Source organism: Rhizobium sp. 11_C7_N12_5 (assembly GCF_051811145.1).
Taxonomy (GTDB): domain Bacteria; phylum Pseudomonadota; class Alphaproteobacteria; order Rhizobiales; family Rhizobiaceae; genus Rhizobium; species Rhizobium lusitanum.
The window spans coordinates 362,460-388,525 of sequence record NZ_JBPWPY010000003.1 but is presented as its reverse complement, the minus strand read 5'-3'; the positions used below and the strand labels follow the sequence as shown (position 1 = coordinate 388,525).

Below are 26,066 nucleotides of genomic sequence, written 5' to 3'. Positions count from 1 at the left end.
TGTCATGTCCGCCACATTAGCAGAAGGTGTCGCCTCCATGGCCATAAGCAAATTCGCGATCGCTCGCATGCAAGCCTACCGCTCCCATACGTCACTCTGGATTGCAGCGACCCTGTCGCTCGGTCTGCTCCATGGCATTGCCCATGCCGAAACCCCGAAGGACGTCCTGATCGAGGTCGCCGAACACGGCCCGAACTCCCTCGACGCCATGGCTCCCGCTGCAAACGAATTCGCGCAGATGGCATCCTGGCAGCTTTACGATCGCCTGATCACCCACGGTACGAAAACCCTGCCCGATGGGAAGGTGATGTATGATGCCACCAAGATCCAGCCGGAGCTTGCCAAAAGCTGGGAAATCCAGGACGGCGGCAAGACCCTGATCTTCCATCTCCGCGAAGATGCAAGCTTTCACGACGGTTCACCCGTTACCGCCGATGATGTGAAATGGTCCTTTGACCGTGCCGTTTCGGTCGGCGGCTTTCCGACGGTTCAGATGGCGGCCGGCTCGCTGACCGATCCGAAGCAGTTCTCCGTCGTTGATACCCATACCTTCAAGATTACCCTCCCCGTCGCCGACAAGCTGACCCTGCCGGATCTGGCTGTCCCCGTTCCCTACGTCGTCAACAAGAAACTTGCCCTGCAGCATGCGACGACCGACGATCCCTGGGCGTTGAAGTGGACTTCGTTGAACGATGCCGGCGGCGGCCCATTCAAGGTAGGAAGCTGGAAAAGCGGCGACCGGATCGTTTTCGACCGCTTCGACAACTGGAAGTCTGGCCCGACGCCGGCGCTGAAGCGTGTCGTCCTGCGCGAGATCGCATCGCCGGGCACTCGCCGCGCCCTGCTTGAGAAGGGCGATGTGGACGTATCGGTCGGACTGCCTCCGAAAGATTATGCCGAGCTTGCAGCCGCAGGAAAGGTCAACGTCATCGGCACGCTGATGCAGAACGAACAGTTCAACGTTGACCTTAACGTGACGATGAAGCCATTCGACGACAAGCGCGTACGCCAGGCGATTGCCTACGCCCTCCCCTACGACAGCATCATGAAGCAGGCGCTCTATCAGCGCGGCGAACCGCTCTTCGGCGCCGATCCGTCAGCCCCATACGCGCCGAAGTGGCCGGTGGCGTCGAAATACAACACCGATCTCGATAAGGCCAAGGCACTTCTGAAGGAGGCCGGCTATGCCGACGGCTTCAAAACGGATCTTTACATCGACATGAGCCAGACGACTGTTCAGGAGCCGATGGCACTGCTCATTCAGGAACAGCTCAAAAAGATCGGCATCAGCATCGAGATCCACAAGGTACCGGGCTCCGAATGGTTCGCCAAGATGGGCTCAAAGAGCATGCCCATGGACATAAACTACTTCTACGGCTGGCTCGACTATCCGGAGTACTTCTACTTCTGGACCTATGACGGCAAGAATAACAGCGTCTTCAACACCGCCAACTATTCGAACCCGGAGTTGGACAAGTTGATCGACCAGGCGCGCTTCGAGAGCGATCCGAAAGCCTATGATGCGATCATCACCAAGATGAACGGCATAGCAATGGATGATGTGCCGCGTGTTCCGGTTGCCCACCTCTACTCTGACATCGCGATGCAGAAGAACGTGAAGGGCTATGTCTATTGGTTCCACACGCATCTCGACCTGAAGTCGATCTCGAAAGAATAGAACGCAACGAGGGAGCCGAATTCCGGTTCGGCTCCCGACCGAATTCCCGGATCGACCATGCGCCCGAACCGGCGCGGAGATTGAGCCCTTGAAGATAGTCCTCAGTTTTGCAAAGCGAATTGCCACGGCAATTCCAAGCGTCATCGGTGTCGTGATCGTGACCTTCGTGCTGGCGCGCGCATTGCCGGGCGATCCAGCGGCCTACTATGCGGGTTCTTCGGCAACGCCGGAAAGCATAGCGCAGATCCGCACGGCACTCGGACTGGACAGACCGCTCTGGTTTCAGTTCGGTGACTATGTCAGCCGCGTGCTGCATGGTGACCTTGGGATGTCGCTATCCAGCGGCCAGCCTGTTTTCCAGGACCTCGTAACGCGGCTTCCCGCCTCGATCGAACTGACGCTCTGTGCACTCATCTTCGCAATGCTCATCGGCTTGCCGCTTGGCATCGCCGCTGCAACAAGGCCCGGAAAGATGATCGACCACCTCTGTCGCATCATTGTCTCCGTCGGCGCTGCCTTCCCGACGTTTTTCGTTGCGCTCGGCCTTGTCTATGTCTTCTATTTCAAACTTGGCATCGCACCTGAGCCGCTCGGACGGCTGAACGACACCTATTTTACAGTGCCGCCGACCATCACCGGGCTCTATCTCATCGATACACTGCTTGCCGGCGACGTTTCTGCCTTCTGCGCATCCCTTTCACAACTGGTGCTGCCTTCGATTTCGCTTGGCCTGTTTGCGCTGGCACCGATTGCGCGCATCGCCCGCGCATCGATGCTGGCCTCGCTCTCGAGTGATTTCTGCCGTACCGCACGTGCGATGGGCCTCTCACGCACAAAGGTGATTTATGGACACGGCCTGCGCAACGCCATGCTCCCCGTCATCAACATCCTTGGCATGGTCTTTTCCTTTCTGCTCGGCGCCAACGTGCTCGTCGAGCAGGTCTTCGCCTGGCCGGGCATCGGCGCCTATGCAGTCAATGCAGTCATCACCTCGGATTACGCCGCGGTCCAAGGCTTCGTGCTGATGATGGCCATCCTTTACATCCTGCTTAATCTGGTGGTCGACCTCGCGGCTGCCGCTATCGATCCGAGGGTTCGCTACGATGGTTGACGCAGTCTCTTCGAACACCCATGCCGGCACCTTCTGGCGTGATGCCCGCCATATGGCCGCGGAAAACAAGCTGACGCTGGCCGCGGCGATCATCCTGCTGCTCTTTGTCATTATCTCGATCCTCGCTCCATGGCTCATTCCATATGATCCACTGGCCGTCGACACATCTGCGGCGTTGAAGTCGCCGACCCTGACGCACCTGTTCGGCACGGACGCGCTCGGCCGTGACATCCTCAGCCGCGTCGCCATCGCCACGCGACTGGATATCGGGATGGCAATCGGTGCCGTTGCGCTTTCCTTCATCATCGGAACGGGGACAGGGGCAATCGCCGGCTATTTCGGCGGCTGGATCGACGCAATCATCGGGCGCGTTATGGACACGATCATGGCATTCCCGCTGTTTGTCCTGGCGATGGGTATCGTTGCTGCGCTCGGCAACAGCGTCGAGAACATCGTGCTGGCAACGGCGATCATCAACCTGCCCTTTTACTCGCGCTTTGCGCGCAGCGAGGTCAATGTCCGGCGCGATATGACATTCGTCGAGGCAGCCCGAATGGGTGGCAACCGCTCGTTACGGCTGCTGACCTTTCACATCGTGCCGAACATTCTGCCGACAATGATGGTCCAGGGTTCTCTCAATCTCGGCTGGGCGATCCTGAATGCGGCAGGCCTTTCCTTCATCGGCCTCGGCGTGCGCCCGCCGACGCCAGAATGGGGGATCATGGTGTCTGAAGGCGCGTCCTACATTTTCTCGGGCGAGTGGTGGACCTTTGTCTTTCCGGGCGCGGCCCTCGTCATCACCGTTTTCTGCTTCAACCTCATCGGTGATGGCCTCCGGGATATCATCGATCCAAGGAGACGCACATGACCGTCCCTTTGCTCTCAGTCAAAAACCTCAGTGTCAGCTTCAAAACGCGATCCGGCACGGTCAAGGTGCTCGACGACGTCAGCTTCTCTCTCGGCAAGGGTGAAGTGCTCGGCATCGTGGGTGAAAGCGGTTCCGGGAAATCCGTCCTTTCCTACGCACTGATGGGACTTCTCGACGAGAATGCCGAAATCAAGGCCGATGCCATCGAATTCGGTGGTATCGACCTTGCCGGACCGAACTCGCCGCTTGCCTCCATCCGCGGGCGCGAACTGTCGATGATCTTCCAGAGCCCGCGCACGGCCCTCAATCCGATCATGAAGGTCGGCAGGCAGATCGAGGACGTGTTGAGGCGGCACGGCCCCGTGACCCGCTCGAATGCCCGGGCGGCTGCCATCGCGGCACTGGAAAAGGTGCGCATTCCCGACCCGGAAAGACGTTACAATGCCTATCCCTTCGAGCTCTCGGGCGGAATGTGCCAGCGGGTGATGATCGCAATGGCGCTGTCCTGCTCGCCGTCCCTTCTGATCGCAGATGAGCCGACCACAGGCCTCGATGTCACGACCCAGGCCGTCGTCATGGATCTCATGCGCGATCTTGTCCGAGAGACAAGGATGTCCTCCATCCTGATCACCCACGATCTGGCTCTCGCCGGAGAATATTGTGACCGCATCGTCGTTATGCATGCTGGCCATATGGTTGAGATGGCACCCGCCAATGAGCTTCGGGCACATTTTGCGCACCCCTACACAAAAGGGCTTTTCGCCGCCACGCCGACTGCTCATACCGAGCTTGAGGACCTGTCTTCGATACCCGGCAGTCTCCCCGACCTCACGCGCGACCTCCCTTCCTGCCGGTTTCTCCATCGCTGCGACAGGCGCCAGCCCGATTGCGAAACCGGGCATGTCGCGCTCGCGCCCCTGGGCAATGATCACTCAGTCCGCTGCAGGCACCCGCTATGACAGTTTCCCATACTCCCTTGATGAAGGTTCGTGGCCTTTCGAAGCGCTTTCCCGTCGGGACACTAAGGCGCAAGATGTTGCACGCGGTCGACGAGGTCGATCTGACGATCGGCGAAGGTGAGTGCCTCGGCCTGGTCGGCGAATCCGGATGCGGAAAGTCGACCCTGGCGCGCGTCCTGGCGCGCCTGGTCGATCCGACCGTCGGCGAGATAGAGCTCTCAGGCGTCGAAATCGGCAAGATCCCCGCCAGGAACTTTGGCGCCTCCTCGCTCAGACGCGATATTCAGGTCGTCTTCCAGGATCCGACCGAGAGCCTCAATCCCGGCTTCACCGTATTCCAGGCCATAGCTGATCCTTTGAGGCGGCTTGTGGGCGGTTCAAAGGAAGACATTTCCGCAATGGTGCTTGCCGCACTGGACGATGTCGGCCTTCCACGGGAGTACGGCAGTCGCTATCCGCATCAACTGTCCGGTGGTCAGAAAGCACGCGTCGGTATTGCGCGCGCCATAGCAGTCAAGCCCAAGCTGCTTGTGCTGGATGAGCCGACCTCGGCCCTTGATGTCTCGGTGCAGTCTTTGATCCTGCACCTTCTCGCCAAGCTGCAGAAGCAACGCGGCATGAGCTATCTGTTTGTCTCGCATGACCTCAATGTCGTGCGCCTGCTCTGCGACAAGATAGCGGTGATGTATCTCGGCCGCATTGTCGAGTTTGGCCCGTCGAAGTCGGTCTTCCATGAACCCCGTCACCCTTACACACGCGCGCTCATTGACGCGATCCCGGATCCGGAGCGTAAAAGTGACGATCGAACCAAGCTCGAAGGCTCTGCATCGAGTCCCATCGATCCCGATCAGAACGCCTGCCGCTTCGCCGGAAGGTGCCCTGTAGAGCTACCCATATGCACCACGGCAATGCCACCTCTCACATCTCATGGAGTTGGCAGCCTCGTCGCGTGTCACCGCGCGACCGGAGGAAATCCCTGATGACCCGCATACTGCTCTTCAATCCCAACACCTCGATAGAAGTCACCGACCTGCTCGTTCGTGTGGCAAAGCCCTTCCTTTCGCCGGGATCGACACTCGTCCCAGTTACGGCTCCGCGGGGCGTGTCCTATATTGCCACGCGGGCTGAAGCCGCGATCGCGTCCGGCATTGTGCTCGATGTCCTTGCTGAGCGGGAAGGCAGTTTTGATATTGCGATCATCGCTGCCTTCGGCGATCCGGGCCTCGGAGGCGCCCGGGAGCTGATGTCCGTCCCGGTCATTGGACTTGCCGAAGCTGCAATGCTCAGCGCCTGCATGCTTGGTCAACGCTTCTCGATCGTTTCTTTTTCGCGGGCACTGGGTCCTTGGTTCCGCGAATGTGCTGCAATGCACGGGCTTGTGGAAAGATTGGCAAGCATCAGGTTGCTCGACGAGCCGTTTGCATCGCTGGCGAATGTACAGGACGAAAAGGAAGAGCTTCTGATCGACTTGTCCAGAAAAGCTATCGACGAAGATGGTGCCGATGTCATCATTCTCGCTGGCGCCCCTCTGGCAGGCCTCGCATCGCGTGTACGCGAACGGGTTTCCGTCCCCGTCGTCGAATCCATCGTCGCGGCCGTGAAGCAAGCAGAATTGCTGGCCGCGCTCAATCCGAAAAAGGCATCCGCTGGCACGTTCAGACGCCCCGATCCAAAAGCCTCGCTCGGCCTCTCCCCTGCGCTTGAGCGGTTGCTGCTGGCTGAGCCGGCCGAAAAAGCGCCATCACCATGAATATTTCCCCACAAGGAGGGTTCCATGCTTATCGATGAATACCCAACCATGACGGCGCGTCATATCGCTGAACAGGTCGCATCCGGAGCGCTATCGGCACGCGCCGTCCTTGATGCTGCGTTTGCGGCGCTCGACAAGGTCGAGCCTGTTATCCACGCCTTTGCAACGTTGGCCCGCGAGGAAGCCTATAAAACCGCCGATGCGTTGGACCAGCGGATCGTGCGTGGCGAGCCGGTCGGCCCGCTGGCGGGTGTACCCGTCGCCATCAAGGACCTCGTTCTGACGAAGGGTCTCAGGACGACGTTCGGCTCCAACCTCTATGCAGACTATATTCCCGATGAAGACGACATCGTCGTCGAGCGACTGAAGGCGGCCGATGCCATCATCCTCGGCAAGACGAATGTTTCCGAATTCGGCTTCGGGGCACATGGCAATAATCTCCTGTTTCCGGCAACCGGAAACCCATGGAACACGGATCGCTCTCCTGGCGGCTCCAGCGCAGGTTCGGCCGCCGCTGTCGCGGCCGGCGTGTGCCCCATCGCAATCGGAAGCGATGGTGGCGGTTCTGTCCGACTACCGGCCGCCCTCTCGGGGCTTGTCGGTGTCAAGGCCGCAATGGGGCGCGTTCCGCTGTGGCCGGGATGCCGCGACGTATCACTTCCGGGGGTCTCCGGCTGGGAGTCGATCGAGCATATCGGACCGATCGCGCGCGATGTCGCTGATGCCGCCCTCATGCTATCTGTCATCGCTGGTCCCGATCCGCGCGATCGCTGGTCGATCCCCTGCGCAGACCTTTCATGGACCGATATTGCTCCGCTGCCCCCTGGCACCAAGGTTCTCTACTGGCGAACATGGCATGATCAGACAATCGAGCAGGGCCTCAAGGACGCGACAGACAAGGCCGTCGCTCTTTTGGCTGAAGCCTGTGGTCTCCAACTGACCGTTGGCGCTCCACCCGAAATCGACGTGCATGCGACATTCAAGGCAATGGTGGCGTTGGAGACCGACCTCACCGGCTTGCGCAAGCTGCTAAAAGACAAGCCGGTAGCGGTCTCGCAGGCGGTGACCGCTCTTCTGGCTGAATCACGCCCGTTCGAGGACGCGACAGACGCGATTACCGCGCGCAAGGCCTTTGCCGACGAAATTGCCAAGGTCATGAGCCATTATGATTTCATCTTGACGCCAACCCTTTCAGTCACCGCCTTCGCCAAGGACCAGGATGGTCCCTCGACAATTGATGGCAAAACCATAGCGCCTTACGAATGGTGCCCGTTCACATCACCCTTCAATCTGACGGGACAGCCGGCGGCCAGCGTGCCGTGCGGCCTGGTCGGTGGCTTGCCCATCGGGCTGCAGATCGTCGGCCAGCATCTCGGTGACGCCAAGGTGCTGTCCGCAGCCGCAGCCTTCGAGGCTGTTTTGCCGAAGCTCGGCCGGCCACCCATTCATGCTTGACCCATCTCATCTTCAGGACACGTCAGTGAACCCGCTTCGCATCGGAATGCTCACCCCTTCATCCAACACGGTCCTCGAACCGGTCACCACGCAGATGCTCAAGGACCTGCCCGACGTGACTGCGCATTTTTCGAGGTTCCGGGTTACCGCAATCGGCCTTGACGCCGCACTGCTGAACCAGTTCGACGACCGCCCGATGATGACGGCGGCAGAGCTGCTTGCCGACGCGAAGGTCGATGTCATCGTCTGGAATGGCACCAGTGCCGGATGGCTGGGTCTGGACAGCGATCGTCGGCTTTGCGAGCGTATTACCGAGGTGACCGGCATAAAGGCGTCGACGTCGGTCCTTGCACTGTTCGATGTCATGCACCAGAGGAAGGAGAGCCGGATCGGTCTCGCCTCGCCCTATACGTCCGATGTGCAGGCTGCCATCATCGAATCATTCGCGAATGAGGGGATCGAGGTCATCTGCGAAAGGCATCAGGGCATCCGGGACAATTTCAGCTTTAGCCAGGTTGGTCCCGAAACGATCGCTGGGATGGTTGCCGAACTCGTTCCTTCGCAGCCGGACTCGGTCGCTGTCTTCTGCACCAACCTGGCTGGAGCGCCCCTCGTCGATAAGCTGGAAGCCGCTTACGGTATCGCAATCCACGACAGCGTTGCGACGGCCATCTACGGTGCGCTGGCGACGATCGGTTACGACTGCTCGCATGTCAAAGGCTTCGGAAAGATGTTTTCCAAAGCCTGAGAGGTTGTTGTCGCGTTGGGATGGCACTGTCGAAGCGCAATCGTTGACGATCATGCAAGGTGTCGTTTTGCATTTAATCGCAAGACTCCGCATGCAATAATTTCAACGAGACAGCGCCGCACTTAATTTGAGATTCTGGCTTCGATTTTGGCACTTAATGTGAGATTCGCCGCCGTAGGAAGGATGGCTGCCTACGGCCAATCTTCATCCGAAAATACAAATTATAACAAATGGTTATCGCCAAACCGGAAGGCGCCAAGCGCCAAAGTCGCGCTGAAAAATCTCAAATTAGGTGCCATCATCTGCCGAAACGGGCGCCTTGCCCGCCGAGGTCCTCGAAGAGATCGAAACTTATTTCCTCGGATGCATCGACGATCTTTCGAGCCGGATCGACATGGCCGATTATGAGCCCGACATACTCGAGAACGGGCTGAAGGTTGTCTTTTGCGGCCTGAACCCGGGCATTAGCACGCAATCGTCGGGCCACAGCTTTTCGACACCGAGCAACCGATTCTGGAACGTAGGCCAAATCTCGTGACAATCTCTACGCCGGTCGCTCCAATGGCGCGCCGAAGATGATTTCCTGATAGGCGGCAAGCAGGGCAGGTTCCTCTATGGAGCCGTGATGGTGAAGCTGACGCCAGACGCCGTCGATCCGGGTGAACCAGCGCGTGGTGCGAATGCGAAGCTCGATACTCCTGCCGGCCGTGACGCAGCTTCCTCTCTCTCGACCGACGAACAAGTGCCAGTCATCGCCGCCCTGGCTGGTAAAATCGTGGAATGCGACCCGGACTTTCGCCTTCCCACCAAACAGCTTCGCATAGCCCTCGCGGATCGACGGCCATCCGCGCCGGATGCCTCCGATCGGATTGTCCATGCTTGGCCTGTCGCCATCAGCCCAGTTGGCGGCAAGTGCTTCCAGGTCGCCGGCATTGAAGGCGCGATAAAAGCGGATGAGCGCATCAAGGGCGCTGCCATCTCCCACCATGTTTTCGCTGCCGGTAATCTCAGTCAAAAGTTCTGCCATGTCTAATTCTCCTGCTGTTATGAATCATGATCCTGGGCGTGCTCCCGCGGGGTGCGGATAAACACTGCGACGGAGAGGTCGATCGCCAGGGCAAGAACTATGGCGCCGGCTCCGATCAAGAAGAGCATGCCGTAGTTTCCGCCGGTTCGGGCGAAGACGAAGGAAAGTCCATAGGCGGCGGCCGCCTGAAACAGTGCGAAGAATACGGTTGCCAGGCTCCAGGCGACTCTCTGTTGCGCCGGATGGTGCGGCAGCAGTTCTGCGATCCTGCCGAGCATCAGGGGAACCGTGCCGGTCACGAAGGCGCCGACGATCAGGCTCGAGGCGATGAGCCAAGCCTGTCCAAGCCCAGAGGCGGGAGTGGCGACTGCGACAGCCTCGAGAAGAAAGGCGAACCGCAGCGCTGCGGCAAAACCCGTGCGATCAGCCAGATGGCCGGCAAGGAGCGGGCCGATGGTGGCGCCGAGGCCAAACAGCACCCAGTATTCGGCGCCGACCTGCAAGCCCTCTCCCAATCCGCGGGCAACGAAATCCACGAGGAAGATCATGTGCGGAACCCAGCCGGCGGCGTTCAGCGCATATTCAATGTAGAGCGCGCGCAGCGTCCAACGTTTTGGCACATGTGTGGCATGGTGGGACGCGGTGGGGTGATCGGAGACGGCGTGTGGCCATCCGGCCCAGGCAATGATGGTGAGCAGCAGCGATAGGGCGCCGAGGCCAAGCCATGTCTCGCGCAGCCCCTGTTGCAGCAGCAGCGGAACCAATGTGCCCGATAGGGCAACACCGGCGCCGATGCCCATGAAGATCACCCCGCTGGCAAGCCCTCGGCGAGATGGTGCGATCAGCGGCAGGACGGTCGGCGCTGCGAGTACCATCAGGGCGCCACCGGCAATGCCGGCTGTGAAACGCCATGCGAAGAACCATGGAAAGCTGACAGGAAAGGCGCAGGCAAAGAAGGCTGCCGTTGCGGCAAGCATCATGATCCTGAGCGTCAGGACACTGGAAATACGAGCAGCAACCGGGCGTCCGAGTAGAGCGCCGACCAGATAACCGGAAAGATTTGCGGCACCGAGATAGGCGGCTGCCGAAGCTTCGAACCAGTGGGCATCGACGATGGCAGGCAGAAGCGGCGTATAGGCGAAACGGGCAAGGCCGATGCCGATCAGGCAAGCGCAGAATGCCGACAGGATGGCACGCCATGCCATCCGGGCATCATGATGGTTCCGATCGGTTTCGTGCGTAGCAGCGTCGGTCATGGGAAATCTCTCAGCGATCAGTGCTTGAGAGAATACGCCACGCGTTATATCATAAAAACTGAATTATTATGAGAGCAGCTATCTCTATTGGTGATAAGTATGGACGTATCCGATCTTAGGGTATTCGAAGCGGTATCGCGGCACGGCAGCATGAACCGGGCGGCGCAGGAGCTGCATACGGTTCAATCGAATGTGACGGCGCGGATCCGGGCGCTGGAAGAAGAGCTGGGTGTCAGCCTGTTCCAGCGGCATGCAAGGGGCGTGTCGACCACGCCGGCGGGACAACGAATTCTGCCATTTGTCGGTCGCATCACCAAGCTTCTGGCCGATGCCCGCACCGCCGCCAAGGATGATGGTGAGCCGGGCGGAACGCTTTCCCTCGGCAGCCTGGAGACAACCACGGCATTGCGATTGTCGCCGCTTCTCGGCCAATTCGCCAAGACCTATCCACAGGTACGTCTTGTCGTGACAACAGGCACGACCCGCCGGCTGATCGACGATGTCGTTTCATGCCGGGTCGAGGGTGCCTTCGTGGCGGGTCCCGTCAACCACCCCGATCTCGATCACGAGGTGATCTTTCAAGAGGAGCTTGTTCTCGTGACAACGCCCGCCATTCGTGGAGTAGAAGATCTGGCCGGCATTGTCGATCTGAAGACCATCGTCTTCCAGATCGGATGTTCCTATCGGCAGCGGCTGGAGGCGCTTCTGGCCGATATGGGCATAATCACATCGAAGCCGCTGGAATTCGGCTCCCTCGACACGATCATCAGCTGCGTGTCGGCGGGCGTCGGTGTCACGCTGCTGCCAAAGGGTGTTGTCGCCGCCGCCTGCGGGGATGGCCGGGTTGCGATCCACGAGCTTTCGCCGGAACGGTCGATGGTGGATACACTCTTCGTACGCCGATCGGACGCCTATACGACGAGCGCCATGACCGCGCTTCTCGATATGCTCCGTTCGACGCGTACGGACTAGCTCGAAGCCATGATTTCCTGCCAGGCGCTGTAGGCGGAAAGCACCGTTTCCATCTGTGCGGTATGGCCGGCGATGAATGCGTCGCCATAAATGGTCTCGTCCGGATATTCGGTGATCAAGGTCATAGGCACCGTATGGCGATCGTCGATGTTGGCGAGGCAGGGGAAGCCATTGATGATGCGGAAGCCTGTTTCGCCTGCATGGATTTCATAGAGTGCGATCTGGCGGTCGTTGTAATCCAGCAGACCCGGTATGGCGCCGAGGTGCCTGGTGACCTTGTCGAGAAGCTGCTCGGCCTGAGCCGCCCAGCCGGAATAATAACGGGCAATCAGGAAAAAGCCTTTCGGCAGCGTCCACATGGCGAAATTGCGCGGAACGTAGCCGGAAAGCGGGCGCGTCCATTCATGGGCTGGGTAGCCGTGCAGGTTGACGTGCAGCTCCGCTCCGCTCAGCCTTTCCGCCTGGAAGCGGATTTTCTTTTCAAAGAGATAGGGGCCGGCGGTCTCTTCGGTCCGATATTCGAGATCGTCGCCGAGCGCGGTGTAGCGGGCGGCATGATACATGTGGCGCGGGCTGTCCTGGCGCAGGCGCTGATGAAGGGCGTAGCCATCCGGGTTTTCCAGCGGCGAGATGGTGAAATGCGCGCCTTCGAGCTTGGCAAGCCGACGCGCCGCACGCAGGGCTCCCGCCCCACCGGTCGTCTCGTTGGCATGCTGACCGCCGCTGATCATCACGGCCGCGTTGCGGCCCTTGATATAGCGGGCTCTGATTGTGCGGCCAGAGCGAGTAACGGCCTCAAATGCCTCGCCGCCAATCTCGTCAAGCTCGGCCTCGATCTGCTGCACGGCCAGAGGTTCCGTTGCCGTCTCGATTTGCTGTCCGGCTCCATCCCAATAGCGAGACGTCAGCGGCTGCGTTCCTATTCGGACGGAAATCTCGCCGGAGGAGAGCAGGATCTGCGGAACGATCTGACCCGGCTTCAAGCCGCGGTCGCCGAGCGGGCGGCCGGATTTTTTCTGAAAGAATTCGAGCAGCGAAAAATAGAAGTCCTCATGCAGCGCCTCGCGAAGGCTCATGACTTCGTCGCCGATGGGCAAGGCCTCGTCCAGCGCCGGCAGGGCAACGCGAATATTCAGTTCCTCGAAATAGGGTTCGCTTGCGCCCCAGTCGAAGTGCGTGACCGCGTCGATCGCCTCCTCGAAGAGCTGCTCATAGTCCGTCGCGAGCCGTTCGCCTGCCGCATCGCCATCTCGGATCAGCCAGCCGGTCGGAGAAACGCTGGTTTCCTCGGCCGCATCGACATGCACGCGATTGGGCGCCAGCACCTTCGATCGACGTTCCTGGCCGGCATTGCCTTTCAGCAGAACGTCATAATGAAAGTCGCTGTCGGCTCTTGCGACAAAGGTGATTTCGCGATTTCCCACCATTGCAGCGAGCGGATAGGCTTCAAGGCGAAAGCGGTTATCCGGTGCGTTGGGATGAACCGGATAGCGGATCTCGATCGCATTCACATCATGCAGGTCGATTTCCTCGATGAAGGCATTGACCAGCGGCTTGTAGGCGCTGCGGATGCGGGCCTGCACGCCCTTTTCCCTGAGTTCGCGCTCTGCCTGCTGGCGGCTTTCTCTGTCATCGAAGGTCCAGGCCTCGAAGTTCTGGCCAGGCTTGGCATCGGCAACAAGGCGCGACAGCGTGCGCTCAAAACGTCTCTCGAAAATCATAGTCATGATATCCTACCTTGCCGTTCTGCCAGTCGGATCGAGGCTGTCGCGCAGCCAGTCGCCGAGGAGATTGAAACCGAGCACGGTCAAAAGGATTGCAAGGCCAGGGAAGAGGCTGACCCACCACGCTGTCTGCAGATAGGTTCGTCCGTCGGCCAGCATGCCGCCCCAGCTCGGAATTGTCGGGTCGACACCCATGCCAAGGAAGGTGAGGCTGCTTTCCAGAAGGATGTTGTTGGCAATGTTCAGCGTCATCAGCACGATCACCGGGCCGACGAGGTTCGGCAGCAGATGCTGGAAGATGATGCGCCAGTCTTTGACGCCGATCGCCCGTGCCGAGAGGATGAATTCCCGCTCGCGCAAGCTCAGCACCGAACCGCGCACGAGGCGTGCATATTGCACCCATTGCGAGACGATCAAGAGGATGATCGTATTGGTGAGACTGCCGCCGACGATGGCGATGAAGGTGATTGCCAGCAGAATGAAGGGCATGGCGAGCTGAATATCGGCAAAGCGCATCAGCAGCATGTCCCAGATGCCGCGATAGTAACCCGCGGCAAGGCCGACCAGCACTCCGAGAACCACGCCGCCGATCACGGAGGTGAGGCCGACGGTCAGCGATATCTTGCCACCTGCGACGACGCGAGCCAGCACATCGCGCCCGAGCGGGTCTGTGCCGAAGGGATGGGCGAGGCTGGCGAAGGGTTTTGCAAGCCTTGCCATCAGATCGATTTTTTCGGCGCCGCCGGGAAAGAGCATATCGGAGAGAAGCACGGCAAGGCAGATGATGACGGTGATCAGGGCTCCAGCGATGAATTCGAAGCTGTAGAAACGCGACCGGCGTGAAATCGTGGCGGCCATCAGCATTACTCCGTGCGGATACGTGGGTCGACGAGGCCATAGGCGATGTCGACGAGAAGATTGACGCCGACGATGAACAGCGCCAGCACGGTGATCACGCCTTGCAAGACGGGGTAGTCGCGGGCACCGACGGCGTCGAATGCCAGCGTGCCGAGACCGGGCCAGTTGAAGACGCGCTCGATGACGACGATGCCGCCGAGCAGCCCACCGAACTGGATGCCGAAATAGGTGATGAGTGGTATCGCGCAATTGCGCAGCGCATGCTTGTACAGCACCTTGCTTTCGCTAAGACCCTTGGCCCGCGCGACCATGATATATTGCGACTGCAGCGTCTCCAGCATGGCGGTACGCACCAGGCGCACATTCGTTGCCGTTAGGATAACGCCCATCGTCACGGCCGGCATGACGTAGCTCGAAATCCCGACCATGCCGCTTGGCGGCAGCCAGCCTAGCGTGATGGAAAACAACAGCACCATCATCAGCGCCAGCCAGAAGTTCGGGAAGGAGAGGCCGAGCAGCGAGAGAACGCGGATGATCTGATCCGCCGTCTTGCCGCGTGCCGTCGCCGCCTTGATGCCGAGCGGGATGGAGAGCGCGATCGACACGACCATGGAGATGAAAGCAAGCAGCAGCGTCGCGGGCAAGGCATTGGCAATCAGCTGGGAAACCGGCGTGCCGCCGGTGAAGCTGCGGCCGAAATTGAGCGTCAGCAGCCCCTTCAGAAAAGTGAAATACTGCACAAGGAAAGGTTGATCCGTGCCAAGGGCTGTGCGGATACGGGCCAGGTCGTCCTCGGTCATGCTGCCACCGCCCTGAAACATCATCACGGCAGGGTCACCGGTGAGGCGGATAGCGAAGGAGACGAGAAGAGTGATGGCGATTACAACGAAAATCGCCTGCAGCAATCGCTTGATGAGAAAACCGGCCACGTTCTTACCCCGAGAGCTTTCGGATGACGCCGCCGGCCGGGCCGGCGGCGTCTGCTTGATGATTAGTCGACGGTGACTTCGTTCAGCTTGATGCGGGTATCGGGTGCGGGCACGAAGCCCTTGACCCGCTTGCTTACGCCGTAGATTGCATTGCTGTTGTAGAGCGGCAGTTCGAGCGCCTTGTCGGCGACATACTTGCCGATGTCCTTCAGCACCTTTTCGCGCTCGGCGCGATCGGTGAGCGGGCGTTGCGATTCCAACAGCTTGTCCAGAGCGGCATCCTTTTCATACGGATTCCACTTTTCGCCGGAGTGATACATCGAATAGGCGGTGTTGTCGTAGTCGAAGGTCCAGCCGCCCCACTTCTGCTGGAACATCGCGCCGGTCTTGCCCTGCGGGATAATGTCGTTCAGCAGAACGTTGGTTTCATACGGCTTGATGGTTGCGGTGAGGCCGACCATCTGCAGATAGCTTGCGACGACCTGCGCCACCTCGTTCATCGTCGCGTCATTGCCCCGAATGTCGATCTGCAATGCAGCGCCCGGCTTCACGCCGGCTTCGGCAAGCAGCTTCTTGGCGCCTGCGGGATCATAGGGAAGCGGCTTCAGGTCGGGATCGTAGCCGAAGGACAGTGAGTTCTGGAAGCTGACGATCTCGGTCCCCTGGCCTGCGAGGATCGACTTGACGATCGTGTCGCGGTCGACTGCCATGATGATCGCCTTGCGCACGCGCGGATCGGCGGTGATGCCATCGCGGGTGTTGAAGCGCAGCGCATCAACCGTCGGGCCGGGAACGCTGGCGATTTCGAGCTTGGAATCGCCCTGAATGACCGGCAGCATGCCGATTGGGATGGTCGGCGGAATGACGATATCGACGCGGCCTGCCTGAAGCTCGGCAACGGCCGTCGCCGGCTCGCTGATGAAGCGGTATTCGAGCTCCGAAAGCTTCGGCGCACCGCCCCAGTAATCAGGATTGGCTTCGAGCTTGATGTTCACCTTCGGCGTATAGGAGGCGAACTTGAAGGCGCCGGTGCCGACCGGATTGAGGTTGAAGTAATCCTCACCCTTTTCCTTGATGTATTTCGGCGGAACGATCATCGCGCCGTAGCCGGCAAGCTTCGTCAAAAGCACCGGATCGGGCGTCTTCAGCTTCATGTCGACTGTATAGTCGTCGATGATGTCAACGCTTTCGATCGCGGTGTAATTCGAGCGCTGCGGTCCCTTGGCGCCCTGTTCGCCCAGCAGGCGGTCGAAGGTGAACTTCACCGCTTCGGCATTGAAGGGCTCGCCGTCATGGAACTTGACGTTATGACGCAGCTTGAAGCGGATGCGCTTGCCTTGATCCAATTCCTCCCAGGATTCGGCAAGACCGGGCACCAGCTTGAGATCGGGGCCGCGATAGGTGAGCCCGTCGAAAATGTTGGTCGAAACGGCGGCCCATGCCACCAGGAAGGTGTCGATCGGATCCCAGCTGCCCGGATCCTGCGACGACGAAACCGTCAGCTTGCCCGCCGCGAAAGCCGGAGCAGCGCTGATCGCGACACCCGACATGACAAGTGCTGTCAGAGCGGTCTTCAGTCCCCATTTCATTTTTTTCATTGAACCTGTTTCCTCTTCAGATCGATATTGCGGTTTGCGGTCGTTCAGGCGCTCTTGGCGATAAAATGGCCTGAGGTGATTTCCTCGTGAGCCAGGATCGGCGGCTCGTCGCCGACCCGGCGGACGGGATTGGGGATCTCGCCTTCCAACAGGGCGGTTCGGCGCTCCTGCGTCGGATCGGCGATCGGCACGGCTGAAATCAGGCGTTGCGTATAGGCATGCATGGGGGTTTCGAAGACCTGCCGGCGGCTGCCTATTTCCATGATCTGGCCGAGATAGAGAACGGCGACGCGGTGGCTGATCTTCTCCACGACGGCCATATCATGGCTGATAAACAGATAGGCGAGCCCGCGTTCGGCCTGCAGGTCCATAAGCAGGTTGATAATCTGGGCTTGGATCGATACGTCGAGGGCAGAAAGCGCCTCATCGGCAATGATGAGCTTCGGATCGGAGGCAAGCGCACGGGCAATGCAGACGCGCTGCCGCTGGCCGCCGGAAAACTCATGCGGATAGCGATCGGCATGGGCTGACGTCAGGCTGACGCGCTCCAGAAGCTCGTCTACCCTGCGGCGTACCGCCTTTGATCCAGATATGATGCCATGGGTGTTGATCGGTTCCGCAATCGAGAAGCCAACTGTCTTGCGCGGGTCGAGCGAAGCAAAGGGATCCTGGAAAATATACTGCACGTCACGGCGAAGCCGGAATCGCTCCAGCGCCGACATGGCGGCAAAACTCTTGCCGTTGAAGGTGATTTCGCCCGAGCGCGCTTTCTGCAACTGCTGGATGGTGCGGCCAATCGTCGACTTGCCGGAGCCGGATTCGCCGACAAGGGCCAAGGTTTCACCGGGATGAATATCGAAAGCGACCTTTTGGACGGCACTACAGCGATGCGTGACCTTGCCGAATATATTCTTTTTGATATCGAAGCGCACGAAGAGGTCGCGCACGGACAGGAGCGGCTGCTGGTCGTAGCGGGCGGTATTCTGGATCCGTTCCTCACCAACGATCTTCGACTCGCCGCCGTCGAGAACGGTCAGCGGCATGCGCTTCGGAAAATCCTGGCCGGTCATGCTGCCAAGCTTCGGCACTGCGGCGAGAAGCGCCTTCGTATAGGGGTGCTTGGGATTGGCGAATATCTCACGAACCGGGCCTTCCTCGACCTTCTTGCCCTTCCACATGACCACGACATCATCAGCCATTTCGGCAACCACGCCCATGTCGTGAGTGATGAAGATCATGCCCATGCCGAGATCCTTCTGCAGGTCCCGCATGATGTTGAGGATCTGTGCCTGGATCGTCACGTCGAGCGCTGTTGTCGGCTCGTCGGCGATCAGCAGCTTCGGGCGGCAGGCAAGCGCCATGGCGATCATGACGCGCTGGCGCATGCCGCCGGAAAGCTGGTGCGGATAGCGGTTCAAGAGCGCCTGCGCATCCGGCAGGCGCACCATTTCCAGCAGGCGCTGCGCCGCCGCCATGGCAGCGGATTTGCCGATCTTCTCATGAAGGAGAAGGATCTCGCAGATCTGGTCGCCGATAGTGAAGACCGGATTGAGCGAGGTCATCGGCTCCTGGAAGATCATGGCGATCTCCTTGCCGCGAACGGCGCGCATCTCCTTCTGCGAGAGTTTCAGAATGTCCTTGCCGTTGAAGAGGATAGTGCCTGTCTCGAAGCGCGCGCCCATCATGTCGCCAAGGCGCATGATGGAAAGCGATGTCACCGATTTGCCGGAGCCGGATTCACCGACGACTGCGAGCGTTCGCCCCGGCTCGACCGAAAAGGAAAGCCCTTCGACCACGCGATTTTCGCCGAACCGAACAGTCAGATCCGTTACGGACAGAAGCGGTTTGTTGTCGTCTGCGGGCGTGGTCATGCGCTTACCTCGGCATTGGGAAGATCGGTCATGGCATCCGAGATGATAGCCGTGTTGTTCCTTGCATCGATGATGCAGGAGCATTCGCAGAGATCGGACCGCTGCATGCTCATGCCGACACCCGTTGCAGCCTGACAAAGGCAGGCGATGTTTTTCTACAAAACAGGCGTCTCATGAACATCTGTATCTGCGTTCCCGTTATATTTGTGAGGACGTGAGATAGCATCAAACGACAATATGGTCTATATTGTTCAACAATTTTCATGTTGCCAATCAAAAATGGGGGCAAATCTGCGCAAAATCGTCCTTATGACCTTGCCGTTGACAGGCCGATAGCCGCAGACACGCGGAATACCCACTCGGTTTCCAGCAAGTGCCTGATATAGCGGGCGTCGAAGACGATTGAGTGCAGATGCCGGGAGAGCGAATGAAGCAGACAAATCTTGCCAGCATCGAGCCGACGATTGTCGCGGAGACAGGGCAGACGGTTGCGGAACTGACCGCCGCCCGCATCCGCGAGCGCGTGATCAGCGGCACGCTCTCGCCTGGCAGCCATCTATCCGAGGCGGCTCTTTGCGAGGAGTTGCAGGTCTCGCGCAATACGCTGCGCGAGGTTTTCCGGCTGCTGACGAAAGAGGGTGTGCTGCGCCATGAGGCCAATCGCGGCGTCTTCGTCTCCACGCCGAGCATCTCGACGATCATGGATATTTTCCAAATTCGTCGTCTGATCGAGTGTTCGGCACTCGCCAATGCGCATCACCGTCACCCCAGCGTTGCCAAGATGCGTGCCGCCATCAATGCTGCCGTTCAGCATCGTGAACGTGGCGAATGGCTGGAGGTCGGTAGCGCCGATATCGCCTTTCATGCCGCGATCGTCGAGCTTGCCGACAGTCCCAGGCTTTCGGCCTTCTATGCGCAGATCTCGCTTGAGCTGCGTCTCGTCTTCGGGCTGATCCGCGATCCCGAATATCTGCACGCTCCCTATGTCGGCCAGAACGCGACTATTCTCGCGCATCTGGAGGAGGGGGCGCCGGCGAGTGCTTCCGACGCGTTGGAAAAATACCTATTCCAGGCCGAACGCTTCATTCTGGCTGCCTATTCGCGAGCAATGCCTGGCTGAAGCCCGCCTACCGTCGTTGATATGATGAATGATGTGGACAATCCACGTCCGAAGGGGGCAAGCGCAATGCAAGCATTTGCGTCTCGATCACCTTTGACGGAAGGATATCCAGCGCCTCGCGCTGACTGCCACCCGGTTAGGCCCAACCGACGACACCCTTTATTTCCAGGAAATCGTGGATTGCCCAGTCGGCATATTCACGCCCATTTCCCGATTGTTTGTAGCCGCCGAAAGGTGCGAACGTGTCCCAGGCTGGATAGTTGAGATAGACCGAGCCGGCGCGCATGCGTTTCGCGATGGCGCGTGCGTTATCGATGTTCGTCGATTGAACATAGGCAGCAAGGCCGTACACGGTGTCATTTGCAATGCGCACGGCATCCTCCTCGTCCTTGTAGGAGATGATCGACAGAACCGGGCCGAAGATCTCCTCGCGCGAAATCGTCATTTCGGGCGTCACGTGTCCGAAAACCGTCGGGCGGATATAATAGCCACGGTTCAATCCCTCCGGCCGGCCCAGGCCGCCCGTTACCAAGGTCGCACCCTCGCTGATGCCGCTTTCGATCAACCGCTGGATCTTGTCGTACTGGATCTGGCTGACGACTGGCCCAAGATCGACGCCATCGGCGCGCGGATCGCCTGTCTTGAAGGCCTCGGCAGCCTTCCCGGCGATTGCCAAAGCGTCCTCATGACGGTCGGCCGGCACCAGCATACGGGTCGGCGCATCGCAAGACTGGCCGGTATTGCTGAAGCAACCCTGGACGCCCTTGGTCACAGCTGTCTCGAAATCCGCGTCGGGCAGGATGATATTGGCCGACTTGCCGCCAAGTTCCTGAGCGACACGCTTGACTGTGTCGGCGGCAGTTTTGGCGACGATGATACCGGCACGCGTAGAACCCGTGAACGAGACCATGTCAACATCCGGATGCCCCGCCATGACCTGCCCGACATCGGGACCGGTGCCGTTCACCAGATTGAAGACGCCCTTCGGCGTTCCAGCCGCCGCCATCACTTCACCAAAGATGATGCCGCTGATCGGCGCGATTTCCGAGGGCTTCAAAACCACGGTGCATCCTGCCGCGATCGCCGGCGCAACCTTGCAAACGATCTGGTTCAGCGGCCAGTTCCACGGCGTGATCAGCGCGCAGACTCCGATCGGCTCCTTGATGACAGTGGTTGAGCCGCGCTTTTCAGTGAACTGATAGTCCTCGAAAGCGGCGATGGTCGCTTCCATGTGTCCGCGTCCGGCCCATGCCTGGGAATCCCGCGCGAACGGAAGAGGCGCGCCCATTTCCTGGCTGACTGCCTGAGCGATATCCTCGAAGCGCTCGTTGTAGCATTCGAGAATCCGTTTTAGGAGCACCAGACGCTCTTCCTTGGACGTCAATGAAAAGCTCGCAAAGGCGCTCTTTGCCGCCGCGACCGCTTTATCGACGTCTGCAGCCGAGCCGGCGGATATTGCGGTATAGACTTCCTCCGTCGATGGATCGATGACCTCAATCGTCTTGGGGGCAACGGGATCGACCCAGGAACCGTCGATGAAGAATTTCAGGTGATTGTTCATGTGTTCTCCATTGTCGTTGGTGGGCTCAGGCCGGAAGTATCGGGCAAGAGGCGCCTGGTCGGAGCGAGGCAAAGAAGCGGTCGCCGGTCGCCAAGGCGGCATGCGCTGATTGCCTGGGTATGTCGGCCGTCAGGCTATATTTGTCTTCGGCGAGAAGATGGACTCGCAAACTGCGCCCATGGAAAACGACGCCTTCCACAGCGACGCCGACTGAACCTTCGCTGCGTTCGTGCGAGACCAGAATATCCTCAGGACGAACACCTATGATCACGCCATCGCCCGACCGCAGCTCGATGGCTCCGGTTGCCGGCATATCGAGGGAGAGAGCGCCGGCGGCGAAGCGCAGTGTCCCCGTTTCGCGGCTGACCAGGCGTGCATTCAGCAGGTTCATCGTCCCGATGAATCCTGCAACGAAGGTCGTCGCCGGCTGATCATAAAGCACTGATGGCGAGGCGATCTGCTCAATAGCAGCCTTGTTCATGACGACGATGCGATCGGATATCGACAGAGCCTCGGTCTGGTCATGCGTGACCATCACGAATGTCGTGCCCAGCTCCCGCTGCAACCGTTTCAACTCCACCTGCATTTGCTCACGCAGATGCGCGTCGAGCGCGGAAAGAGGCTCGTCGAGAAGAAGAACGCGTGGTTCGCAGACGATCGCTCTTGCAAGCGCTACGCGCTGACGCTGACCGCCGGAAAGCGCCTGAACGCGCTGATTGATCTTGTCGGCCAGGCCAACCATGTCGAGCGCTGCGGAAACGCGCTTACGGCGCTCGGGGCCGGCAATCTTTCGGAGCGATAGGCCGAAGCCGACATTTTCGGCAACAGACATGTGCGGGAAAAGCGCATAGTCCTGGAACACCGTGTTGACCGGACGGTCGAACGCGCGAAGGAGCGTAATGTCTCTTCCGTCGAGCCGAACCTCTCCCTCGGTCGGAGCTTCGAAGCCCGCGATGACACGCAGCGTGGTGGTCTTGCCGCAGCCCGAAGGACCGAGAAGGCTCAGGAACTCTCCTTCGGCAATCGAAAGGTCGATATTATTCAGGCCGACAATGCCGCCTGCGAAATGCTTGGAGACCTTCTCCAGGCGAAGCAAGGCATCAGTCGCCATCACGCGCCTCCGAAGGCTTCGTCGTATTCACCCATACGATGGTGCAGCGTTCCGTGCCGGGATTGCGGAAAGAATGCAGCAAGGTGCTCTTGAAAGCGAAACTGTCGCCGGTCTTCAGCAGATATCGCGTGGAATCAACTACCAGTTCGGCCTCGCCGGTCGTGACGATACCGAATTCGTGGCCGCTGTGGGCATAGGCATCCGTGCCGCCACCGGGCTCGACGGTGACGACCATGCCGGTCAGGGATGCACCGGGAGGCGACAGAAGATCCTTGGTAATCCCTTCCGAATGGACCGGCAAGGGACGACGGCTGGTTGCCCGCACGCAGTAGAGGTCGTTCACGGGCTCATTGCCGTCGGCGATCAGCGCTGACGGCTCCACGTCGAGTGCTGCGGCCAGCGGCCAGATGACACGCACGCGCAGCGATGACATACCGCGTTCGATCTGGCTAAGCGCTCCGATCGATATTCCTGCTCTGGACGCAAGATCCGCCAGCGACAGGTTCTTTTCGAGCCGCAAGGCCCGCACGCGCCGGCCTACGCGGACATCGGCCTCATCCGCCTCACGCTCCGCCCTGCTCGTCAATTCGTCCGCGTCCATCGGCTCTCCATATTCAAATATTGGAAATGGCCCGGACAATCGCATCCGGGCCAAGAATAGCAGGCTCAGCCGCCTGCCTTAACCTTCTCAAACATTTTGGCAAGATCGTCGTTCTGCTTCATCGGGCCGGTAAAGACGGTCGATTTCAGCATGGTTTCAGGATCCGGCGGGAGCTGCAAGTTCTCCAACTCGTCCTTTGGAACAGCAGCAAAGGCGGATGTAGTCGACGCACCATAGCCGTAATTTTCGATGAGTGCCTTGCCCGATTCCGCCTCAAGTCGGCTATTGATGAAGTCATAGGCAAGATCGGTATTCTTCGCGTCCTTGAGCATGACGAAGCCGCAGGCCCAGGTGAGCATGCCTTCCTTCGGCTTCATGAATTCCACCGGCACGCCCTGCTTCTTCAATGCGACTGCGGATGCGTTCCAGGTCATCGCCGCAACTAACTGGCCGCTTGCGAGCGATTGTTCGACGGAGGTCATGTCGGTCGTATAGGCCGAGACGAGCGGACGCTGCTCACGCAGCTTGTCTGCAACCTTGCCCAGTTGTTCCTGCGTCATATCGAAGGGGCTGACGCCGGCCAAGAGCGCGGCGACGACCGGCGTATCGTGCACGGCATCGATCGTTGCGATGCGGCCGGCATACTGCTTGTCCCACAACAGGTTCCAGCTCTGTTCAGGGTTCTTCACGAGGTCGGTGCGATAGAGCACAGAAGTGTTGCCCCAATCCCAAGGAACCATCCAGACCTTGCCCGCGCCGGCCTGAATATCCGGCAGGTTGCGGAAGACCGGGAAGATCTTGTCCCAATTCTTGATCTTGGCGGTATCGATCGGCTGCAGCAAGCCTTCCTTGTTCCAGCGGGCAATCTTGTCATAGCAAGGATGTGCAAGATCCGGGTGGAACCCGGCCTTCACCTTGGTAAAGGCATCGTCGTCGTCGCCGAAGACGGAGATGTCGACGCCGTCGGGATGGGCCGCAGTGAATGTCTTGTGAAAGTCGGGAAGCTCATAGCCCGACCAGGTGAAGTAGGTGAGTTTATCGGCAGCCGAGGCCGGCAGGCCAAGCGACAGCGAAAGGGCCACAGCCGTGAGGGCGCGCGATGCACCTCTGGCGAAACTTCCTCGATGATCATGTTTCATGGCAGTTCCTCTTGTGATTTTTCTCATTTCAGGCACTGGAAGACGTAGAACGCGAAAGCCCGCGCTGCCGCAAAAGCTCGGCGCATCCGGCAATGATGATCGACACCGCGAGAATGACCGTTCCGAGAGCCATCACTGTCGGAAGCGATTTTGGAAACCGCAGTTGGCTCCAGATGTAGAGTGGAAGGGTCGGCTGCGTGCCGGCCAGAAAAAAAGCCACGATGAATTCGTCGAACGAGGTGAGAAAGGCGAGCATAAAGGCCGAGCCGATGGCTGGTAGCGCCAGAGGCAGCATGATGCGCCGGAAAATGATCAACTCCCCTGCCCCGAGATCCTCGGCGGCCTCGGGAATGCTGCGCGGAATGGACGCGAAACGGCCGCGCATGATGATGACCGTGGTCGGCAGGCAGACGAGAACATGGCCGAGCACGATCGCGAGCCGCGAGGGACCAAAGCCCAGCAGGTTCACGAGGATCAGCAGCGAAATGCCGACCACCACGCCGGGAATGAGGATCGGCAGGCGAGCGATACCGGAGATAAGCTTGGCGGAGGGAGAACGAACCTGCGTATCCATATAGGAGATGGTGATGCCGCAAAGAGTAGCGATAACTGCCGCCGCCAGACCGATCGAGATGCTGGTCATGAGCGCGCCAGTCAGTGTCTCGTTTCCGATCAATGTTTCATACCAGGCGAAGGTGAAACCCTTCAGCGGAAAGGCGGCCTGTATGGAATCGTTGAAAGAAAAGAGCGGTATCAGCGCGACCGGCAAATATAGGAAGACCAGGTAAAGCCCGACATACCAACGTAGCCATCCCCCTCTTGCAGCGTTCATTTGCCGGCGCTTCATGTCCGGCTCCCAAATAGGCGGTCCGCCTGGCGGACAACGAGAACCACGGCAAGAATGACCAGCATGACCATAACCGCCAGAGCGGCGCCGAACGGCCAGTCATTGGCCTTCCCGAACTGCGCCTGCACCAAAGAGCCGATCATCGTGCTTGTCGGCCCGCCGATCAGAGCCGGCGTGACGTAGTCCCCGACTGTCGGCACAAAGACGACGACGGCCGCCGACAGTACCCCCGGCATGGAATTGGGCAATATGACTCGCCGAAATGTCGTGAAGGGCCGCGCTCCGAGATCGGCCGCCGCCTCCACTAACGATCTCGGGATGGTCTCGAGCGCAACGAAGATCGGCAGGATGGCAAAGGGGGCATAGGCGTGGGCAAGCGTCAGCACCACGGCCGACGGGGTATTCAGAAACAATGTTGACGGCTCGGACGAAAGACCGGAGAGCATCAACGCCGAATTCAGCACACCATTGTAGGCGAGCACGATTTTCCAGGCGAACACGCGCAGCAGATAACTCGTCCAGAACGGCAGCGTAACGAGGAAGAGGATCAGGCTGCGGCGCTGGCCGGCATGAAACGCGAGATAATAGGCGACCGGATAGGCTGTCACGACCGTTGCAAGCGTCACGAGCCCAGCGATCGTCAACGACCGCAACACTACGAGCCCGTAGAGCGGATCCGAAATGACAGTGGCGAAGTTCTGCACAGAGATGCCGGCGCCCAACAACGAACCATCATTGATACGAAACGACAGGAACACCACAAGGCTCACGGCAAAGAGCACCAACACGAAGGTTACGATCGCGCCTGGCGATAGCATGGCGCCGCGGAAGATCCGTGTCCTGTCGAATATTCGAGACGGAACGCCTTCATTGATCATGGTGC

Annotated in this window: 23 protein-coding genes; 10 read left to right on the top strand and 13 right to left on the bottom strand. The window is 59.5% G+C overall.

Annotated elements, in window-relative coordinates; translation table 11 throughout:
- Window positions 1-37: 37 nt before the first annotated feature.
- The 8 genes from AB8B29_RS31125 (at window position 38) to AB8B29_RS31090 (ending at window position 8,569) form a co-directional block, all read left to right on the top strand.
- Window positions 38-1,678, top strand: coding sequence for an ABC transporter substrate-binding protein (locus AB8B29_RS31125; protein ID WP_113102553.1), 1,641 nt, complete (start codon window positions 38-40; stop codon window positions 1,676-1,678).
- A 94-nt stretch (window positions 1,679-1,772) separates the two neighbouring features.
- The gene (locus AB8B29_RS31120) at window positions 1,773-2,789 is read left to right on the top strand and encodes an ABC transporter permease (protein WP_162734490.1); all 1,017 of its coding nucleotides are present in this window, start codon (window positions 1,773-1,775) and stop codon (window positions 2,787-2,789) included.
- On the top strand, window positions 2,782-3,657 hold the full coding sequence (locus AB8B29_RS31115; protein ID WP_113102551.1) for an ABC transporter permease: 876 nt from the start codon (window positions 2,782-2,784) through the stop codon (window positions 3,655-3,657). The genes AB8B29_RS31120 and AB8B29_RS31115 overlap by 8 nt, the downstream gene beginning before the upstream one ends.
- Window positions 3,654-4,616 carry an ABC transporter ATP-binding protein gene (locus AB8B29_RS31110; RefSeq protein ID WP_113102550.1) on the top strand — a complete coding sequence of 321 codons (963 nt, stop codon included), beginning with the start codon at window positions 3,654-3,656 and terminating at the stop codon, window positions 4,614-4,616. Before AB8B29_RS31115 ends, AB8B29_RS31110 begins: the two co-directional genes overlap by 4 nt.
- Window positions 4,613-5,596, top strand: a complete 984-nt coding sequence (locus tag AB8B29_RS31105; protein WP_113102549.1) for an oligopeptide/dipeptide ABC transporter ATP-binding protein — start codon at window positions 4,613-4,615, stop codon at window positions 5,594-5,596. The genes AB8B29_RS31110 and AB8B29_RS31105 overlap by 4 nt, the downstream gene beginning before the upstream one ends.
- A complete protein-coding gene (locus AB8B29_RS31100; RefSeq protein WP_047640029.1) occupies window positions 5,596-6,366 on the top strand; it encodes an aspartate/glutamate racemase family protein in 771 nt (256 codons plus the stop codon). The genes AB8B29_RS31105 and AB8B29_RS31100 overlap by 1 nt, the downstream gene beginning before the upstream one ends.
- Window positions 6,367-6,390: 24 nt before the next feature.
- Window positions 6,391-7,821, top strand: coding sequence for an amidase (locus AB8B29_RS31095; protein WP_113102548.1), 1,431 nt, complete (start codon window positions 6,391-6,393; stop codon window positions 7,819-7,821).
- A 46-nt stretch (window positions 7,822-7,867) separates the two neighbouring features.
- Entirely contained in the window at window positions 7,868-8,569 is a 702-nt protein-coding gene (locus tag AB8B29_RS31090) for a maleate cis-trans isomerase family protein (RefSeq protein WP_047557569.1), read from the top strand.
- 544 nt (window positions 8,570-9,113) lie between these two features.
- Here AB8B29_RS31090 and AB8B29_RS31085 read toward each other — a convergent pair.
- Both AB8B29_RS31085 and AB8B29_RS31080 read right to left on the bottom strand, forming a co-directional pair.
- A complete protein-coding gene (locus tag AB8B29_RS31085; RefSeq protein ID WP_113102547.1) occupies window positions 9,114-9,596 on the bottom strand; it encodes a YybH family protein in 483 nt (160 codons plus the stop codon).
- A gap of 17 nt (window positions 9,597-9,613) precedes the next feature.
- On the bottom strand, window positions 9,614-10,852 hold the full coding sequence (locus tag AB8B29_RS31080; protein WP_439006982.1) for a YbfB/YjiJ family MFS transporter: 1,239 nt from the start codon (window positions 10,850-10,852) through the stop codon (window positions 9,614-9,616).
- A 99-nt stretch (window positions 10,853-10,951) separates the two neighbouring features.
- Here AB8B29_RS31080 and AB8B29_RS31075 point away from each other — a divergent pair, with 99 nt between their 5' ends.
- Complete coding sequence (locus AB8B29_RS31075) at window positions 10,952-11,824, top strand: LysR family transcriptional regulator (protein ID WP_047557215.1); 873 nt, start codon at window positions 10,952-10,954, stop codon at window positions 11,822-11,824.
- Here AB8B29_RS31075 and AB8B29_RS31070 read toward each other — a convergent pair.
- The 5 genes from AB8B29_RS31070 to AB8B29_RS31050 all read right to left on the bottom strand — a co-directional run bounded on the left by AB8B29_RS31070 (window position 11,821) and on the right by AB8B29_RS31050 (window position 18,804).
- Entirely contained in the window at window positions 11,821-13,551 is a 1,731-nt protein-coding gene (locus AB8B29_RS31070) for a M14 family metallopeptidase (protein ID WP_439006981.1), read from the bottom strand. The two genes, AB8B29_RS31075 and AB8B29_RS31070, sit on opposite strands and share 4 nt — an antisense overlap.
- Window positions 13,552-13,557: 6 nt before the next feature.
- Window positions 13,558-14,406, bottom strand: a complete 849-nt coding sequence (locus tag AB8B29_RS31065; RefSeq protein WP_113102577.1) for an ABC transporter permease — start codon at window positions 14,404-14,406, stop codon at window positions 13,558-13,560.
- 5 nt (window positions 14,407-14,411) lie between these two features.
- The gene (locus AB8B29_RS31060) at window positions 14,412-15,335 is read right to left on the bottom strand and encodes an ABC transporter permease (protein ID WP_092576360.1); all 924 of its coding nucleotides are present in this window, start codon (window positions 15,333-15,335) and stop codon (window positions 14,412-14,414) included.
- A 62-nt stretch (window positions 15,336-15,397) separates the two neighbouring features.
- Window positions 15,398-16,933: an ABC transporter substrate-binding protein gene (locus tag AB8B29_RS31055; protein WP_113084784.1), complete on the bottom strand. Its 1,536-nt coding sequence runs from the start codon at window positions 16,931-16,933 to the stop codon at window positions 15,398-15,400.
- Window positions 16,934-16,977: 44 nt separating this feature from the next.
- The gene (locus AB8B29_RS31050; RefSeq protein ID WP_113102545.1) at window positions 16,978-18,804 is read right to left on the bottom strand and encodes an ABC transporter ATP-binding protein; all 1,827 of its coding nucleotides are present in this window, start codon (window positions 18,802-18,804) and stop codon (window positions 16,978-16,980) included.
- A gap of 427 nt (window positions 18,805-19,231) precedes the next feature.
- On the opposite strand from AB8B29_RS31050, the gene AB8B29_RS31045 reads away from it, so the two are divergent.
- Window positions 19,232-19,924 (top strand): GntR family transcriptional regulator, encoded by a 693-nt coding sequence (locus AB8B29_RS31045; RefSeq protein WP_167669613.1) that lies wholly within the window; start codon window positions 19,232-19,234, stop codon window positions 19,922-19,924.
- 136 nt (window positions 19,925-20,060) lie between these two features.
- Here the strand turns inward: AB8B29_RS31045 and AB8B29_RS31040 are convergent, their stop codons facing one another.
- The 6 genes from AB8B29_RS31040 to AB8B29_RS31015 all read right to left on the bottom strand — a co-directional run bounded on the left by AB8B29_RS31040 (window position 20,061) and on the right by AB8B29_RS31015 (window position 26,061).
- Entirely contained in the window at window positions 20,061-21,485 is a 1,425-nt protein-coding gene (locus AB8B29_RS31040; RefSeq protein WP_113102544.1) for an aldehyde dehydrogenase family protein, read from the bottom strand.
- A gap of 25 nt (window positions 21,486-21,510) precedes the next feature.
- Window positions 21,511-22,596: an ABC transporter ATP-binding protein gene (locus tag AB8B29_RS31035; RefSeq protein ID WP_113102543.1), complete on the bottom strand. Its 1,086-nt coding sequence runs from the start codon at window positions 22,594-22,596 to the stop codon at window positions 21,511-21,513.
- Window positions 22,586-23,197, bottom strand: coding sequence for a helix-turn-helix domain-containing protein (locus tag AB8B29_RS31030; RefSeq protein ID WP_047640047.1), 612 nt, complete (start codon window positions 23,195-23,197; stop codon window positions 22,586-22,588). The genes AB8B29_RS31035 and AB8B29_RS31030 overlap by 11 nt, the downstream gene beginning before the upstream one ends.
- 65 nt (window positions 23,198-23,262) lie before the next feature.
- A complete protein-coding gene (locus AB8B29_RS31025; RefSeq protein ID WP_052224332.1) occupies window positions 23,263-24,336 on the bottom strand; it encodes an ABC transporter substrate-binding protein in 1,074 nt (357 codons plus the stop codon).
- A 28-nt stretch (window positions 24,337-24,364) separates the two neighbouring features.
- Window positions 24,365-25,183: an ABC transporter permease gene (locus tag AB8B29_RS31020; RefSeq protein WP_052224333.1), complete on the bottom strand. Its 819-nt coding sequence runs from the start codon at window positions 25,181-25,183 to the stop codon at window positions 24,365-24,367.
- A complete protein-coding gene (locus AB8B29_RS31015) occupies window positions 25,180-26,061 on the bottom strand; it encodes an ABC transporter permease (protein WP_113084783.1) in 882 nt (293 codons plus the stop codon). The genes AB8B29_RS31020 and AB8B29_RS31015 overlap by 4 nt, the downstream gene beginning before the upstream one ends.
- Between the last annotated feature and the right edge of the window lie 5 nt (window positions 26,062-26,066).